This is a genomic window from Paenibacillus sp. MMS18-CY102, from assembly GCF_009789195.1.
Classification (GTDB): Bacteria; Bacillota; Bacilli; order Paenibacillales; family Paenibacillaceae; genus Paenibacillus_T.
In genome coordinates this window covers 12,717-26,840 of sequence record NZ_WSTC01000018.1, presented here as the reverse complement: position 1 = coordinate 26,840, position 14,124 = coordinate 12,717, and the positions used below count along the sequence as shown (strand labels likewise).

Genomic DNA, 14,124 nt, shown 5'->3' with positions numbered 1-14,124 from the left:
ATTATGTATTGTAAGATTGTAGGGTTTGTTTGCCTTGAAAATCGTAAGGCACGCTGTTCGATTCGATCAAGGTTTTTATGCCGCATTTGTAGTATGGCATCCTTTGGTCCGCCTCGTCCAGGCTAACCCATTGCACCTCAGCTATTTCATGTGGTCTCGAAACGTATAGGTCTGCTTGTTTAGCCTTCGCCTTAAAGGTTGCAAAGATGACATGCTCGCCCCTGTCTTCAAAGAAGCACTCGTTGATGGCGCATACGCCTAATACATCAACCTCAATGCCAGTCTCTTCTCTCGTTTCTCTCTTAACAGCAGCCGACCAGGATTCTTCTGCTTCAACAGCGCCGCCAGGCAATGACCAGCTAGAAGAATGTATATTTCTCACGATTAATACCTTATCCTGCTCCTCATTCGTAATGAGTGCGTATACCACATCTACTCGAAACATAAGGTCTCCTTTTTATTAATCTCCAGATAATCGAATAACTTTACGTTCATAGAGCCGCAGCTTCTCTTCAAAGCTCTCTCTGCTTCTCTCAAAATCTTGCGTCCACTTATACATCATTCTCAACATCTTTATATCCGGTTGATAATGGCACTTTTCCAGGCCAAGGTTTTGCTTCAAGAACCTCAACAGTATCCTTGCCCGACGTTTCCACAATGGCGGGTCAAGAAATAATATGATATCTGCCATCTCAAATAAACATTGATAGGATTCGCGATCTGTACCTTCGAATATCCAAGATCCTTCACGATCGATCTGATTGATAACCTCGACCTGCTCGCTTGCAGTCCGTTTATAACGTTCAGTTGCTGTTTCATGATGAACAATACAATCGAGTTCATACCAGGGGATATTCATTTCATTTGATAGCCTTTTGGCTAATGTTGTCTTGCCGCTTGCCACTATTCCAATGATGAATATTTTTGTCATGCCTATTTCCTCCACAAGCTATTGCTCCAAATATCAGCTACATCCACCCCAACCCCACGCCCCCGGCAACCCCTGCCAGCACCACGCTCCAAGGCGGAAGCTTCCAGTAAGCCAGCATCGAGAACAGAATGGCTGCCAGAGCGACATCGCCGCCACCGCCAATCGCCGACGTCCAGATCGGATCATACAACGCAGCTAGCAAAATGCCGACCACAGCGGCATTAATGCCGGCCAAAGCCCCTTGCATCCGGGGACTGCTGCGCAGCTGGCTCCAGAACGGGAGAACGCCAACGACGAGAAGAAACGCCGGGAGAAAAATCGCCACGGTCGCCACTATCGCTCCGGGCAGGCCGCCTGCAATCGCGCCGAGGTACCCTGCGAACGTGAATAACGGTCCCGGAACAGCCTGCGTAACGCCATAGCCCGCCAAGAAATCCTGCTGGCTAACCCAGCCGTTTGCCATCACTTCATGCTCAAGCAGCGGCAGCACGACATGCCCGCCCCCGAATACGAACGCGCCCGCCCGATAAAAACGATCGAATAGATCGGCCCATAGGCTTGGGCTCCAATGGCTCAACACCGGCAGCAGTACAAGCAGCGTGCCAAAAGCAGCAAGGCTCGCTAGCCCCAGCTTCCGGCTCACTCGCATCGGGCCGCTTGGGCTATGCTCTGCCTGCCGAGTATGAAATAACCATAGCCCAACTGCCCCCGCAGCCGCGATAAGCAGCACTTGGCTGTACGCAGTCTGCCACAGGAGGGTCACGGACATCGTCATGACGGCAATCGCAATTCGGGCTCGATCCGTCAGCAGCTTCTGCCCCATTCCCAGAAGGGCATGCGCCACGACCGCTACAGCGACGATTTTCAGCCCGTGAATCCAGCCCGCTGCGCCGATATCGAGACCTTGCATGAGCAGGGCGAAACCGATTAATGCAATAAGCGATGGCAGCGTAAAGCCGATCCAAGCCACTATGCCGCCCAGCAGTCCGGCTCTTGCGATCCCAATGCCGATCCCGACCTGGCTGCTCGCCGGTCCCGGCAGCAGTTGGCAAAGTGCGACCAAGTCCGCATAGCTGCGTTCATCCATCCATTGCCGGCGACGGACATATTCGTTATGAAAATAGCCCAGATGCGCGATCGGCCCCCCGAATGAGGTGAGCCCTAGCTTCGTTGAGACGAGCAGTACCTCCAATAATGCAGCGGTCTTGCCGAGCCTCTCCGGCTTCTCCTGCTTCTTGATAGATTGCGCTTGTTTCGGTACAGGTACATTGCCCAACCTAAATACACGCTCCTTTCCTAGTACACCATACGATTATCGTATCGTATCAGCGTAGCTAACGATCAGCTTTTGCTCCACTATAGGGCATGTATGTAAGCTTACGATTAACTTATCACACAATTGGGCGATAAAGCGCCTATTGACAATTAAAGCTAATGGATTTATCTTTGTTGTACATACAAAATAAAACGGCAAATCAATCCCACTCCCCGAGGAGGCACTCCTACATGTCTAGCGAAATCATTCCGCCCGCAGGCGATCAGTCCCCCGGTCCTGACGAAGCTTTTTTGCACCACTGCCTCTATTTCACGACGAACCGGCTAAGCCGAGCAATTTCGCGCATTGCAGACGACGCGTTCGCCACTACCGGCTTAGCGCCCGCTTATGGTTACTTAATTCGCCTCGTCATCGGCAAGCCGGGCATTACACAGAAGGAGCTAGCTGAGAAGCTCTACATTACGCCCTCCACACTAACCCGCTTCATCGATAAGCTCGAAGGCAAGCGGCTTGTCGAGCGCCAAGTGCAAGGCAAGACGGTGCTTGTCTATCCGACAGATAAAGCTTTTGAGCTGGAGCAGCCCCTTCGCCAAGCATCCAAGAAACTGAAAGAAACGTATGAAGCAATTCTCGGCAAGGAGGCTGCTGCACTGTTGACGGCAAGCGTAGAGGACGCTGGCAAACAGCTGGAGTGAGCCTTTCACGAAAAGTACGGAGGGATAACCCATGAATACAACAGCTTTACCCCAAGAGCCAAAGCGCCGCTCGCGCCTTTATTACGGCTGGATTATCGTAATCCTGACCTTCGCAACATTGCTCGTATCAGCGGGCATTCGGTCGCTGCCCAGCATTCTGCTCGTCCCTTTTCAAGAGGAATTCGGCTGGAGCCGCGGCGGCATCTCAAGCGTAATCTCGACTGGCATCTTCCTATATGGCCTCGTCGGGCCGTTCTCAGCCGCGCTGTTGCTTCGCTACGGCATACGCAAAGTCGTCATCGGAGCGTTGTCCGTGGTGGCGGCTAGCCTAGCGGTTACGCCGCTCATGTCCTCCTTATGGCAATTCGAGCTGCTCTGGGGCGTCGTCTCCGGCCTTGCCACAGGCATGATGGCGAACGTGCTCGGCGTTACCGTCAGCAATCTATGGTTCGTGAAGCGCAAAGGGCTCATCGTCGGCCTGCTCACAGCGAGCGCCGCTACCGGCCAACTGCTGTTCCTGCCGCTGCTCGCCTCCATGACCGCCAACTTCGGCTGGAGGTACGCCATCTATACCGCAGTTGCGGGCGTGCTGCTCGTTCTCGTCGCTATCGTCATCTGGATGCGCAATCACCCCTACGACTTAAGCGTCGCGCCTTACGGCTCGGATGAGATCGTGAAGCCGGCTGTTTTCAAAGGCAACCTGTTTCTCGCACCGCTGCAAAGCCTTCGGATCGCTACGAAAAGCCTGACGTTCTGGCTGCTCGCCGGCACGTTCTTCTTCTGCGGCTTCTCGACGAATGGGCTCATCGGAACGCATCTGATCGCAGCATGCGGCGACCATGGCATGCTGGAGGTAACGGCCGCTAGCTTGCTCGCATTGATGGGGCTGTTCGACTTGTTCGGCACGACGATCTCTGGCTGGTTGTCCGACCGGTTCGACAGCCGCTGGCTATTGTTCTGGTATTATGGGCTGCGCGGGCTGTCGCTTCTGTTCCTGCCTTATGCACTCGATGCCACGCCTGCAATGCTTCTTGTCTTCTCCGTATTCTACGGGCTCGATTGGATTGCCACCGTGCCGCCAACCGCCAAGCTCGCAGGCCAATCGTTTGGCAAAGAGCAGTCCGGCATGATTTTCGGCTGGATCGTTGTGACCCATCAGATTGGCGCTTCGACAGCAGCCTACGGCGCAGGCGTTCTGCGCGATTGGCTCGGCAGCTACTCGCAAGCCTTCGTCATCGCCGGCTTTACCTGCTTCTTCGCTTCACTCATGGCGATTCGGATCGGCAGAGGCATGGCAAGCAAAACAAGAGTTACGGCTCAAGGCTAAACGAGCCTCGCTCGCCGCGATTAGCGGCATCAGGGCTGCATATTAGCAAAAGGACACCCCCGAGTTCCCACGGAGGTGTCCTTTTGTTCTACACACGGCTTGAATAGCTCGCTTGGCCCGATTGATTCGCTCGTCTAGGCCGGCTTCGCCAAACCCATGCCATGCTGGCAATCAGCAGCGCCGCAGCTATTCCCGCTAACAAGTTCCAATGCCAATGCGGTATGGGCACGCGAGTTAGCATTAAAATCCCAACATCATTGTATATATCCTCCAACGTAAACTCTTCTGAATTATACCAGCCTACATCATATACCGTCGTTAGCCCCTGCACCCACACATACCAGCCTCTTAAAATGCCAAGCAACAGCGTGCCGAAGGCTGCAACTAATAAATGCTGGAGCGCTAGCAAATAGACATAGCGTGGCGCAGCCGCTCGAAAGTAAAAGACCATTATGCTGCCAGCCAAGACTAGCGTAAAAAGGGCAGCTGTAGCAAAAATGTACAGCGGCATATAATTGTGCTGCAATGAGAGTTGCACGAGAATGCCCCATAACACCCACAAGCTCAGTACGGTACTAAATAAAATAGCTAGAATGATCGATAGCGCCTTCATCCTCTTCCCCTCCTGTCAGGCATCCTTCTTCGCCTTAACCTCCATCGGCCGCCATTGAATGATCAGAATAAGCTGCTCCTGCATATACGAGACCGATTGCTCGAAGCCGGATTCCACCCAATGAAAAATAAGCCCCAGCAGCGCATGGATTGAATAGATCGCCAGCAGCTCCTGGTTCACCCCAGTGGCCGGATATTCGAGCTCGTCCATCGATATTTTTTTGAGCGCAAGAAACATCTTCTCCCGCAAGTTCGGCATGACATTGCTGCGCAGCAGCGTCGTGTAGATCTCGGCATGCTGATGGATATGGTCGAATATTTTGACCGAATTAGCGGTTAGCTCGTTGACGCGAAAAACATCCTGATGCTCATAGGGCGCTCGAAAAGAAGCCAGCAGTTGCTGGATTAGCTCCTCGATAATATCGTCCAGCAGCGCCTCTTTGTTCTCATAGTGGGCATAGAAGGTTCCGCGGTTATAGTTAGCCGATTCGACGATTTCAGTGATGGATATCGCATCGAAACTCTTATGGGACATCAACGCGAGCAGCGCCTGCTTTAGTGCTTCTTGGCTGCGAACGACGCGCCGGTCCTTTTTGGCATTGGCATGATCCTTCGGCATAATTCCCATCCTTTTAATCAACAATATGGGCTGGACTGTTCGTTACCTAACACTTCGCTGGTTTTTACTGATTGTTTGCGTTCCTTCACCTCCATTATACTTCAACTAACAGGTGTATGTTATTGAACATCTGTACAACAACGGGAGGCATTTCACATGAGACTTTCTGGAAAAGTAGCCGTAATCACAGGTGCAGCTTCGGGTATGGGCAAAGCGATCGCCGAGCTGTATGCAGCTGAAGGAGCTAAAGTTGTCGTCTCCGACCTTCGCGTAGAAGCCGCTCAAGCGGTCGTTTCGAACATTGAGGCTAGTGGCGGTACAGCCCTTGCCGTAGCAGCAAATGTAGCAAAAGAAGAAGATGTCCAACATTTAATCGATACAGCAGTACAACATTTCGGCACGGTCGATATTCTCGTCAACAATGCAGGCATCATGGACAATTTCGTGCCAGCAGGCGATTTGACGGACGAGCTATGGGACCGTGTATTTGCAATCAATACAACTGGCCCTATGCGGACGATCCGCAAGGTGCTGCCGATTTTCACGGATAAAAAGAGTGGCGTTATTATCAACATCGCTTCCGCTGGCGGGCTGCAAGGCTCCAGAGCAGGCGCAGCTTATACTGCGGCAAAGCATGCTGTTGTCGGCTTGACCAAAAACGTCGGCTTCCAATACGCGCCTCTCGGCATTCGCTGCAACGCCATTGCGCCAGGCGGCGTCAACACCAACATCGGCACCTCCCTTACCGCGCCCAACGCATTCGGAATGGAGCGTGCAATGGCCGGCATTACGTTGAATCCCCGTACAGGCGAGCCGGAAGAAATCGCGAAGGTTGCGTTATTCTTGGGTTCGGATGATGCGAGCTTCGTGAACGGCACAGTCGTTACAGCGGATGCGGGCTGGACGGCGTACTAAGATACAAACTGCAATAAGCAGGCTGCTGCACACAGCAACACAAAAAAACAGGGATGCCTCTGAGCCGTCTTGGCTTGTGGGACATCCCTGTTTTGCGCATTGCAACAGCATTCCGGCTTGGAGATGCTCTAATATATTTAGTAAAATAAAGAAAAGGAGGCCATGAAGTTGAATAAAAAACAAGCTCCGCTGCCGATTCTGCTTTGTTCCGGCCAACAGGTGTTCGAACAATGGCTAGCGGATCATCATGCTGAATCCCCCGGCGTACGGCTGCAAATCGCCAAGAAAAACGCGGGCATTGCTACCGTCACTTATAGTGAAGCGCTTGAGAGCGCCCTATGCTTCGGATGGGTAGACAGCCAGAAGGAGAAGCTGGACGAGCAGTCGTGGCTTCAACGGTTCACGCCGCGCGGGCCGAAGAGCATCTGGTCCAAAATCAATAAGGACAAGGCCGAGCAGTTGATCGCAGACGGCCGCATGCAGCCCGCTGGCTTCGCCGCCATCGAGGTTGCCAAGGGCAACGGGCAGTGGGATAAAGCCTACGAATCGCAAAGCGTGGCTTCAATGCCTGATGATTTTGCGGCTGAGCTTGCGCAACATGAGGCTGCCAAGCAGTTCTATGAGCAGCTTAATCGGCAAAATCAATTCGCTATCCTGTTTCGCATCCAGCAAGCGAAGAAGCCAGAAACCCGAGCGAAGCGGATCGAGCAATTCATCGCGATGCTGGAGCGCGGAGAGATGCTCTATCCCAAAGCGAAAGCATGAGCAGCAAGGGAGCAACGTCTCCATTGGACACCAAGCTTCGGCCGCTTAACCGGCAGTAGGCGCCCCCTTAACTGCCGCCACCAGCAGGAAAATCGGGCGGCGCGTCTCATCGCGCATGTCCGGATACTGCGCAATCGCTTCTGGCGTAGGCTGCGGCTCGGACAGCTGCGTGATCGTAAAGCCCGTGCTGATCAGCGCATTAAGCAGTGTGGCAAGCGTGCGGTGATATTTCACCACATCGTTATCGAGAAATCTCGTCTGCCGCAGCCCCTCGCTTTGGTAATCATCGATTGGCCAATGCAGCCGTTCTCCCTCTACGCCATAGTGCCAGTCCTGGGCTGCACGGGCCGTGAAGACCGGATGCTCGACCGACAGGACGAACGTGCCGCCTGGGGTGAGCGCGTGGGCGATCCGGCGGCATACCGCCTCGAAATCCGCTATGTAGTGCAGCGCAAGCGAGCTTATAACAACGTCGAATTGCCCTGCAGCAAAATCGATATCCTCAATCGGCAGCTGTATGTAGGTGATTGCCGGATCGCCGCCGTATGACTTTGCGCGCTCCAGCATTTTCGCTGAGATGTCGACACCGACGACCGAACGCGCCCCATGCTCCCGCGCATAGCGGCAGTGCCAACCGTAGCCGCAGCCTAGATCGAGCACGCGCTTGTCCTTCAGATTAGGAATGAGCTGCTTCAGCGCTGGCCACTCCCCTGCCGATTCCAGCCCGCCAATCGAGCGAGGCATTTCCTTATATTTATCGAAGAAACCTTGATCATCATACTTATTCTGCTTCAACTTTGCTTCATCCCCCAATGCCTAACGGCCACCAGCAATAATATATCGGAAATTCTCGACGGCGAGCGGATTCAGTGACGCCACTCGGCTCATATGGCTGTAGAAACTAAATGGGAACTTGAACACATGGCCAAAGTCCCAGTCCGCTTCCGCGTAATCAACCGCCCAATAATCTGGCTCCATCGGCAGCCGCTCCGACCTTCCAGCTTTGCGCAGCGGCAAACGGTCTACTGGCGAGAACAAGGGAACATCCGCGCCAGATGGCAAATCCCGGCTGGCGCGCAGCACCTTGGCTAGCTTCAGGACCGCCGGCACCCCTCGCTCAAAGTATGCCGGGCATCCCAGTTCGAACAGAAGCGCCAGCGCATGCGAGTACGTCAGCAAGTGGCCGATCAAATCATGATGCGCTTCCGCCCGGTATATCGTGCCGAACGCGGCAAGCTCTGCAAGGACCAGCTCGGACAGCTGTTCAGGCGTACGAATTTCAGGCCAATCGCCATGCTCGTCCAGCGCTAACGCCTTCACTTGGGAAGCGGAATAGCCAATCCATGACCGCCCCGGAATCGTTCGTTCGAAAGAGCGGATCAAATCACAGATGCCCTCAATCTGCTCCTGCGTTCCCCAGCCGCCCAGCTCGCGGATAGCCAGCAAGCTAACAGCAGCATAGATGGCATTGTGTCCCACCCAATGCAGCCCTTCAATTGAACCGTCCAAGGCCGCAATGATCTGCTGCTCGGCCTCTTGCCCATTGATCGCCTTCCTGTTAGCATCGGCATTTCCCTCATTGTTTGGCTGGCGTGCATCAAGCATTGCTCTGGCCTGCTGCCCAATACGGCTCGCCAGCTCCCCCGACAGCCCATGATCCCGAACCAAAAAATAGCTCGCAATCCCGCCAGCGCCATAATGCGCGTTCCAACGGTCCCCCGTCTCCGCTTTGCATCGCGAGATAATGGAAAGGCCGCCTTCCAATATGCTTTTGTCCATCGTATTCTCTCCCTGTGCCTGATACCCTAATGGTTCAAAATGCTGTCCTCTAGAACCGCATATTTATCCCCGTATTCCTTAATAATATGAGTCTCGCCCCACTCGCACAGCATTGTCAGGATGGATTTGAGGCTGTCACCATATTCGCTCAGCTCATATTCCACCTTCGGAGGCACTTGATTGTAGCTGATCCGATTGATAATGCCATCGTCGGCCAGCTCTTTGAGCTGTTGGATCAGCATTTTCTGCGTAATCCCTGGCATAAGGCGCTTCAGGTCGCTGGTGCGCTTTTTTCCATGCGTTAGATGGCATAAAATCACGCATTTCCATTTGCCGCCGATGACCTCAAGCGTCGCTTCCACGGATATGTTGTACTTTTTCTGTACGGCTGTCATGGCTTCCGCCTCCTTGTTTTCGGCTCTAAAGACCGCCATTGTCCATATGTTACTTTTTAGTGCCTATATCACTTAGAAGTAGGTACTGTTCTTTATCGCTTAGGTCTATCATAATAGCACTTACCGGCCGGCAAAACCATACGAAAGAAGTCGTTCCTATGACGCAAAATACAAAAAGAAGCACGTTTGCTCTTCTAGCGCTCGCAATTAGCGCATTCGCGATCGGCACCACAGAATTCATCAGTGTCGGGCTGCTGCCCCTCATCGCTGAAGACTTGCATATATCCGTAACAACCGCGGCTTTGACGGTTACGCTGTACGCCTTGGGGGTTACAATAGGCGCTCCCGTCCTAACGTCGCTGACAGCCAGCATCCCGCGCAAAACGTTACTATTCGGCATCATGATCGTATTCATCGCCGGCAACAGCTTAGCTGCTGCCGCTGGCGGGATCGGGCTGCTGCTGGCGGCACGCATCCTATCGGCATTCGCCCATGGCGTATTCATGTCCATTGGCTCGACCATTGCAGCCGAACTTGTGCCTGCGGATCGCCGAGCGAGCGCCATCGCGCTTATGTTCTCCGGCCTGACCGTAGCGACCGTTACGGGCGTGCCGCTTGGCACTTTCCTCGGGCAGCAGATGGGCTGGCGCGCAGCTTTTATCGGGATCGTTATCATCGGTGTTCTGGCGCTTATCGCCAACATGATTCTCATTCCTTCCGACTTGCCCAAAGGCACGCGTACGCCGCTTCGCGAGCAGGTAAAGCTCGTTACGAATGGGCGGCTGCTGATGGCATTCGCCATTACAGCTATCGGGTATGGCGGAACCTTCGTCGTCTTTACTTATTTATCTCCGCTCTTGCATGATCTATCCGGCTTCAAGGAGCACACGATCGCCGTCATCTTGCTCGTCTACGGCGTTGCCATCGCAATCGGCAACATGATCGGGGGAAAAGCAGCGAACCGCAACCCGGTGAAGGCGCTGTTCTACATGTTTATTTTGCAGGCCATCGTCTTGCTCATTCTAGCTTTCACGGTGCCGTTCAAGGTTGCCGCCATACTGACGGTATTCCTTATGGGGCTGTTGGCTTTCATGAACGTGCCTGGCTTGCAAGTATATGTCGTTATGCTTGCAAAACGTTATGCACCACAGGCGGTAGACGTTGCGTCAGCGGTTAATATTGCAGCATTCAATGCGGGTATCGCGATTGGCGCATACTTGGGTGGGGTTGTCACGGACTCCATCGGGCTTATTCATACGACGTGGGTAGGCGCAATTATGGTTGGCGGCGCGGTCTTGTTAACTGGCCGGGCACTTGTTTTGGAAAATAAAGAACATACACTCAGGAGGGTTTCATAATGACTGCACAAACAGCACAACATCTGCAGGATACAACGACGTTGCATAATGGGGTTGCAATGCCTTGGTTTGGCCTTGGCGTATTTAAAGTCGAAGAGGGCGAAGAGCTCGTTCAAGCGGTCAAAGCAGCGATCAAAAATGGCTATCGCAGCATCGATACAGCCGCAATCTACGGCAATGAAGCAGGGGTTGGACAAGCTATTCGCGAAGCGATAGCTGAAGGTTTCGTCTCAAGGGAAGAGCTGTTCGTCACCTCGAAAGTATGGAATGCCGATCTTGGCTACGAATCGACGATTGCAGCTTACGAAATGAGCTTATCGAAGCTTGGCTTGGAATACCTCGACCTGTATCTCATTCACTGGCCAAAGGCTGGCAAATATAAAGACGCTTGGCGTGCGCTGGAAACGATGTACAAAGAAGGCCGCGTGAAAGCGATCGGCGTCAGCAACTTCCAAATCCATCATCTTGAAGATGTAATGAAGGATGCAACGGTTAAGCCGATGATTAACCAAGTGGAATTCCACCCTATGCTGTCGCAAGAGCCATTGCGTACATTCTGCGCGGCGCAGAATATCCAGTTGGAAGCTTGGTCTCCGCTCATGCAAGGCCAACTGCTTGACCATCCTGTACTGTCGGAAATTGCAGCCCGCCACGGCAAGTCGATTGCACAAGTCATTCTGCGTTGGGACCTGCAGCACGGTGTCATCACCATTCCGAAATCGACCAAGGAGCCACGCATTATCGACAATGCAGCGCTGTTCGACTTTGCCTTGACTGCTGAGGATATGGCACAGATCGATGCGCTCAACGAAGACCGCCGCGTCGGTCCGGACCCGGACAACTTTGATTTCTAATCATTTGATTGAATGATTGATGGATCCCGAATGATGAACCCCCGGACTTTCGGAGGTTCGAAAGAAGAGAAATCCACGTTATATAAACGTTGGATTTCTCTTCTTCTGTATTCACACTTCGGTGCGCTAGCTGATTGGATAGGGCAGGTTTTCCTGCCCTATTCCCTTGCTGCGGCTGGTTAGCCGGCAATAGGGCAGATTTTCCTGCCCTATTCCCTTGCTCCGGCTGGTTAGCCGGATATAGGGTAGGTTTTCCTACCCTATTCCCTTGCTACGGCTGGCAAGCCGGGAATAGGGTAGGTTTTTCTACCCTATTACTTTGCTTCGGCCGACCAGCCGGCAATAGGGCAGATTTTCCTGCCCTATAGACGCAAAAAAGGGTTGGACGCTTGTCCAACCCTTCTTGCTTGTGATGCTATATTAGGCTTTGTTCGACGAACCGAACTCGCGCATTTTGCCTGCAACCGTTTGTTTGATCGCTTCACGGCCTGGCGCCAGGAATTTACGTGGATCGTAAACTTCAGCGTCGTTCGAGAGGATCTCGCGAGCCACCTTCGTGAACGCGATTTGGTTTTCAGTGTTAACGTTGATTTTAGCTGTTCCCAGGGAAATCGAACGTTTGATGTGCTCAGTAGGAATACCCGTACCGCCGTGCAATACCAATGGAAGTTTGATCGTTTGGCAGATCTCTTCCATTTCTTTGAAGCCGAGGTTAGGCTCGCCTTTGTAAGGGCCATGAACGGAACCAAGTGCTGGTGCCAGGCAGTCGATGCCAGTGCGCTCTACGAGCTCGAAGCACTCTTTAGGGTCTGCATAGATTACGCCTTCAGCGATAACGTCGTCTTCTTGTCCGCCAACTGTTCCCAGTTCAGCTTCTACCGAAACGCCGCGCTCGTGAGCGTACTCAACTACTTGTTTCGTGATGCGGATGTTGTCTTCGAGCGGGTCATGCGAAGCGTCGATCATAACGGACGTGAAGCCAGCGTCGATCGCTTGCTTACATTTCTCGAAGCTCGAACCATGGTCCAGGTGGATTGCAACTGGAACCGTGATTTTCATTTCTTCAATCAGGGATTTAACGATCGCCGTAACAACCGTGAAACCGCCCATGTAACGTGCAGCGCCTTCGGATACGCCGAGGATAACTGGCGATTTCTCTTCTTCAGCAGCTGCAAGGATTGCTTGCGTCCACTCAAGGTTGTTGATGTTGAATTGGCCTACTGCGTAACCTTCTTTAAGACCTTTGTTGAGCATGTCTTTCATCGAAACCAATGCCATTGTGAAAATCCTCCTTCAAAATAATTGCGATTTACTGCCGGTGACTGACCTTTCAATCATACCCAATTGATCCCTTGTTTAATAATTTAAACAACAGATGAATAAGGACGAACGAAGAGGCCTTTTGGATCCATTCACGTTCACCACATCAGTCTACATGTTATCACAAATATTGTGATAAAACCACCTGTGGTGCATGCTGAAAGCCCTGTCATTCGCGGTATGCAACAATTCATGCACATTATTTTTTGTTCGGAATGCGATTTATCCGTTATGCCTTCTTTACGTACTGCGATTTCAGCTGCATCGCGCCGAAGCCGTCGATTTTGCAATCGATGTCGTGATCGCCCTCGACAAGGCGAATGTTTTTGACGCGCGTGCCGATCTTCACGACGGAAGAACTGCCTTTGACCTTCAAATCCTTGATCACTGTGACGGTATCGCCATCCGACAGCACGTTGCCGTTGGCATCCTTCACAACCTTCTGTTCATCCTGCTGCTCCACATCGCCTTGCTGCGGCCACTCATGGCTGCATTCGGGGCAAATATACAAGCTGCCATCCTCATACGTATAGACGGAATGGCATACAGGACAATTGGGCAAATGGGACATTATAGTTCCTCCTTGAGAGACGAATCGGCTTTATAAAACTCCCCTTATACTAGCATCGGCCAAGCCAGCCTACAATATAAAGCCAAATAAGCACCCTCCATAAGAAGGGTGCCCCACAAGCTTACCATCATCTATTGGCGCAACGTCTTAAGTGCGCCGCTCCAAGCTAGCACCTGATCCAACATGCCATTCACATTCGTCAGGTGCAAGTCCGCCGGTTTGAATGCCGAACCGTTCTCGAAGTCTGTAAACAGGGACAATGCCGGATGAATGCGAACATCGGCTACCGACAGCTCGCCCAGAATGCCGCGCAGATGCTCGGCTGCACGCGCGCCGCCGACTGAGCCATAGCTCACGATGCCAGCTGCCTTGTTGTTCCACGCTTCACGGGCATAATCAAGCGCGTTCTTCAGCGCAGCCGTAATGCTGTGATTGTACTCCTGCACGATGAAGACGAATCCGTCTAAGCCCGCCAGCTTTGTATTCCAAACCGTCGCTTGCTGCGTTGCATCCTCTTCACCGAACAACGGCAGCTTGTACTCCGCGATGTCTACGATCTCGTAGTTCGCATCGTTGCGCTTATCCGCGATGCCCTTCACCCATTCCCCTACTTGCGGGCTTACGCGGCCTTGGCGCGTGCTTCCCAGAATAATTCCGATGTTCAAATTCGACATGGCTATCCCTCCCTAATTGAATGCTAAGCCGTT

The 14,124-nt window shown here is 52.8% G+C and carries 17 protein-coding genes; 6 read left to right on the top strand and 11 right to left on the bottom strand.

Annotation, left to right across the window (positions count from 1 at the left end):
• Position 1 precedes the first annotated feature (1 nt).
• From GON22_RS14845 to GON22_RS14835, 3 genes are read right to left on the bottom strand one after another with little or no spacing between them, the layout of a single operon-like run.
• Positions 2-445, bottom strand: coding sequence for an NUDIX hydrolase (locus tag GON22_RS14845; RefSeq protein ID WP_160396883.1), 444 nt, complete (start codon positions 443-445; stop codon positions 2-4).
• A gap of 15 nt (positions 446-460) precedes the next feature.
• Positions 461-931: a hypothetical protein gene (locus GON22_RS14840; protein WP_160396882.1), complete on the bottom strand. Its 471-nt coding sequence runs from the start codon at positions 929-931 to the stop codon at positions 461-463.
• Positions 932-968: 37 nt separating this feature from the next.
• A complete protein-coding gene (locus GON22_RS14835; protein ID WP_160396881.1) occupies positions 969-2,207 on the bottom strand; it encodes a chromate transporter in 1,239 nt (412 codons plus the stop codon).
• Positions 2,208-2,437: 230 nt separating this feature from the next.
• Here GON22_RS14835 and GON22_RS14830 point away from each other — a divergent pair, with 230 nt between their 5' ends.
• Both GON22_RS14830 and GON22_RS14825 read left to right on the top strand, forming a co-directional pair.
• Complete coding sequence (locus GON22_RS14830; protein WP_160396880.1) at positions 2,438-2,902, top strand: MarR family winged helix-turn-helix transcriptional regulator; 465 nt, start codon at positions 2,438-2,440, stop codon at positions 2,900-2,902.
• A 31-nt stretch (positions 2,903-2,933) separates the two neighbouring features.
• The gene (locus tag GON22_RS14825) at positions 2,934-4,229 is read left to right on the top strand and encodes an MFS transporter (RefSeq protein ID WP_160396879.1); all 1,296 of its coding nucleotides are present in this window, start codon (positions 2,934-2,936) and stop codon (positions 4,227-4,229) included.
• Positions 4,230-4,317: 88 nt separating this feature from the next.
• On the opposite strand, the gene GON22_RS14820 is transcribed toward GON22_RS14825, so the two are convergent.
• Together GON22_RS14820 and GON22_RS14815 are read right to left on the bottom strand one after the other, a co-directional pair.
• Positions 4,318-4,842, bottom strand: a complete 525-nt coding sequence (locus GON22_RS14820; protein ID WP_160396878.1) for a hypothetical protein — start codon at positions 4,840-4,842, stop codon at positions 4,318-4,320.
• A 15-nt stretch (positions 4,843-4,857) separates the two neighbouring features.
• Positions 4,858-5,460 (bottom strand): TetR/AcrR family transcriptional regulator, encoded by a 603-nt coding sequence (locus GON22_RS14815; protein ID WP_160396877.1) that lies wholly within the window; start codon positions 5,458-5,460, stop codon positions 4,858-4,860.
• Positions 5,461-5,616: 156 nt separating this feature from the next.
• Here GON22_RS14815 and GON22_RS14810 point away from each other — a divergent pair, with 156 nt between their 5' ends.
• Both GON22_RS14810 and GON22_RS14805 read left to right on the top strand, forming a co-directional pair.
• Entirely contained in the window at positions 5,617-6,375 is a 759-nt protein-coding gene (locus GON22_RS14810) for an SDR family oxidoreductase (RefSeq protein WP_160396876.1), read from the top strand.
• Positions 6,376-6,543: 168 nt separating this feature from the next.
• Positions 6,544-7,140, top strand: coding sequence for a YdeI/OmpD-associated family protein (locus GON22_RS14805; RefSeq protein ID WP_160396875.1), 597 nt, complete (start codon positions 6,544-6,546; stop codon positions 7,138-7,140).
• Positions 7,141-7,185: 45 nt separating this feature from the next.
• Here GON22_RS14805 and GON22_RS14800 read toward each other — a convergent pair whose 3' ends face one another.
• From GON22_RS14800 to GON22_RS14790, 3 genes are read right to left on the bottom strand one after another with little or no spacing between them, the layout of a single operon-like run.
• On the bottom strand, positions 7,186-7,935 hold the full coding sequence (locus GON22_RS14800) for a class I SAM-dependent methyltransferase (protein WP_160396874.1): 750 nt from the start codon (positions 7,933-7,935) through the stop codon (positions 7,186-7,188).
• 21 nt (positions 7,936-7,956) lie between these two features.
• Complete coding sequence (locus GON22_RS14795; RefSeq protein ID WP_160396873.1) at positions 7,957-8,919, bottom strand: hypothetical protein; 963 nt, start codon at positions 8,917-8,919, stop codon at positions 7,957-7,959.
• 26 nt (positions 8,920-8,945) lie between these two features.
• Positions 8,946-9,314 (bottom strand): winged helix-turn-helix transcriptional regulator, encoded by a 369-nt coding sequence (locus GON22_RS14790; RefSeq protein ID WP_160396872.1) that lies wholly within the window; start codon positions 9,312-9,314, stop codon positions 8,946-8,948.
• A gap of 158 nt (positions 9,315-9,472) precedes the next feature.
• Between GON22_RS14790 and GON22_RS14785 the strand changes: the two genes are divergently transcribed.
• Both GON22_RS14785 and GON22_RS14780 read left to right on the top strand, forming a co-directional pair.
• Positions 9,473-10,672, top strand: a complete 1,200-nt coding sequence (locus tag GON22_RS14785) for an MFS transporter (protein ID WP_160396871.1) — start codon at positions 9,473-9,475, stop codon at positions 10,670-10,672.
• Complete coding sequence (locus GON22_RS14780) at positions 10,672-11,526, top strand: aldo/keto reductase (RefSeq protein ID WP_160396870.1); 855 nt, start codon at positions 10,672-10,674, stop codon at positions 11,524-11,526. The genes GON22_RS14785 and GON22_RS14780 overlap by 1 nt, the downstream gene beginning before the upstream one ends.
• Before the next feature lie 420 nt (positions 11,527-11,946).
• Here the strand turns inward: GON22_RS14780 and GON22_RS14775 are convergent, their stop codons facing one another.
• The 3 genes from GON22_RS14775 to GON22_RS14765 form a co-directional block, all read right to left on the bottom strand.
• On the bottom strand, positions 11,947-12,804 hold the full coding sequence (locus GON22_RS14775) for a class II fructose-bisphosphate aldolase (protein ID WP_006040550.1): 858 nt from the start codon (positions 12,802-12,804) through the stop codon (positions 11,947-11,949).
• A 271-nt stretch (positions 12,805-13,075) separates the two neighbouring features.
• Positions 13,076-13,417 carry a zinc ribbon domain-containing protein YjdM gene (locus GON22_RS14770; RefSeq protein ID WP_160396869.1) on the bottom strand — a complete coding sequence of 114 codons (342 nt, stop codon included), beginning with the start codon at positions 13,415-13,417 and terminating at the stop codon, positions 13,076-13,078.
• Positions 13,418-13,548: 131 nt separating this feature from the next.
• Positions 13,549-14,091 carry an NADPH-dependent FMN reductase gene (locus GON22_RS14765; protein ID WP_160396868.1) on the bottom strand — a complete coding sequence of 181 codons (543 nt, stop codon included), beginning with the start codon at positions 14,089-14,091 and terminating at the stop codon, positions 13,549-13,551.
• Between the last annotated feature and the right edge of the window lie 33 nt (positions 14,092-14,124).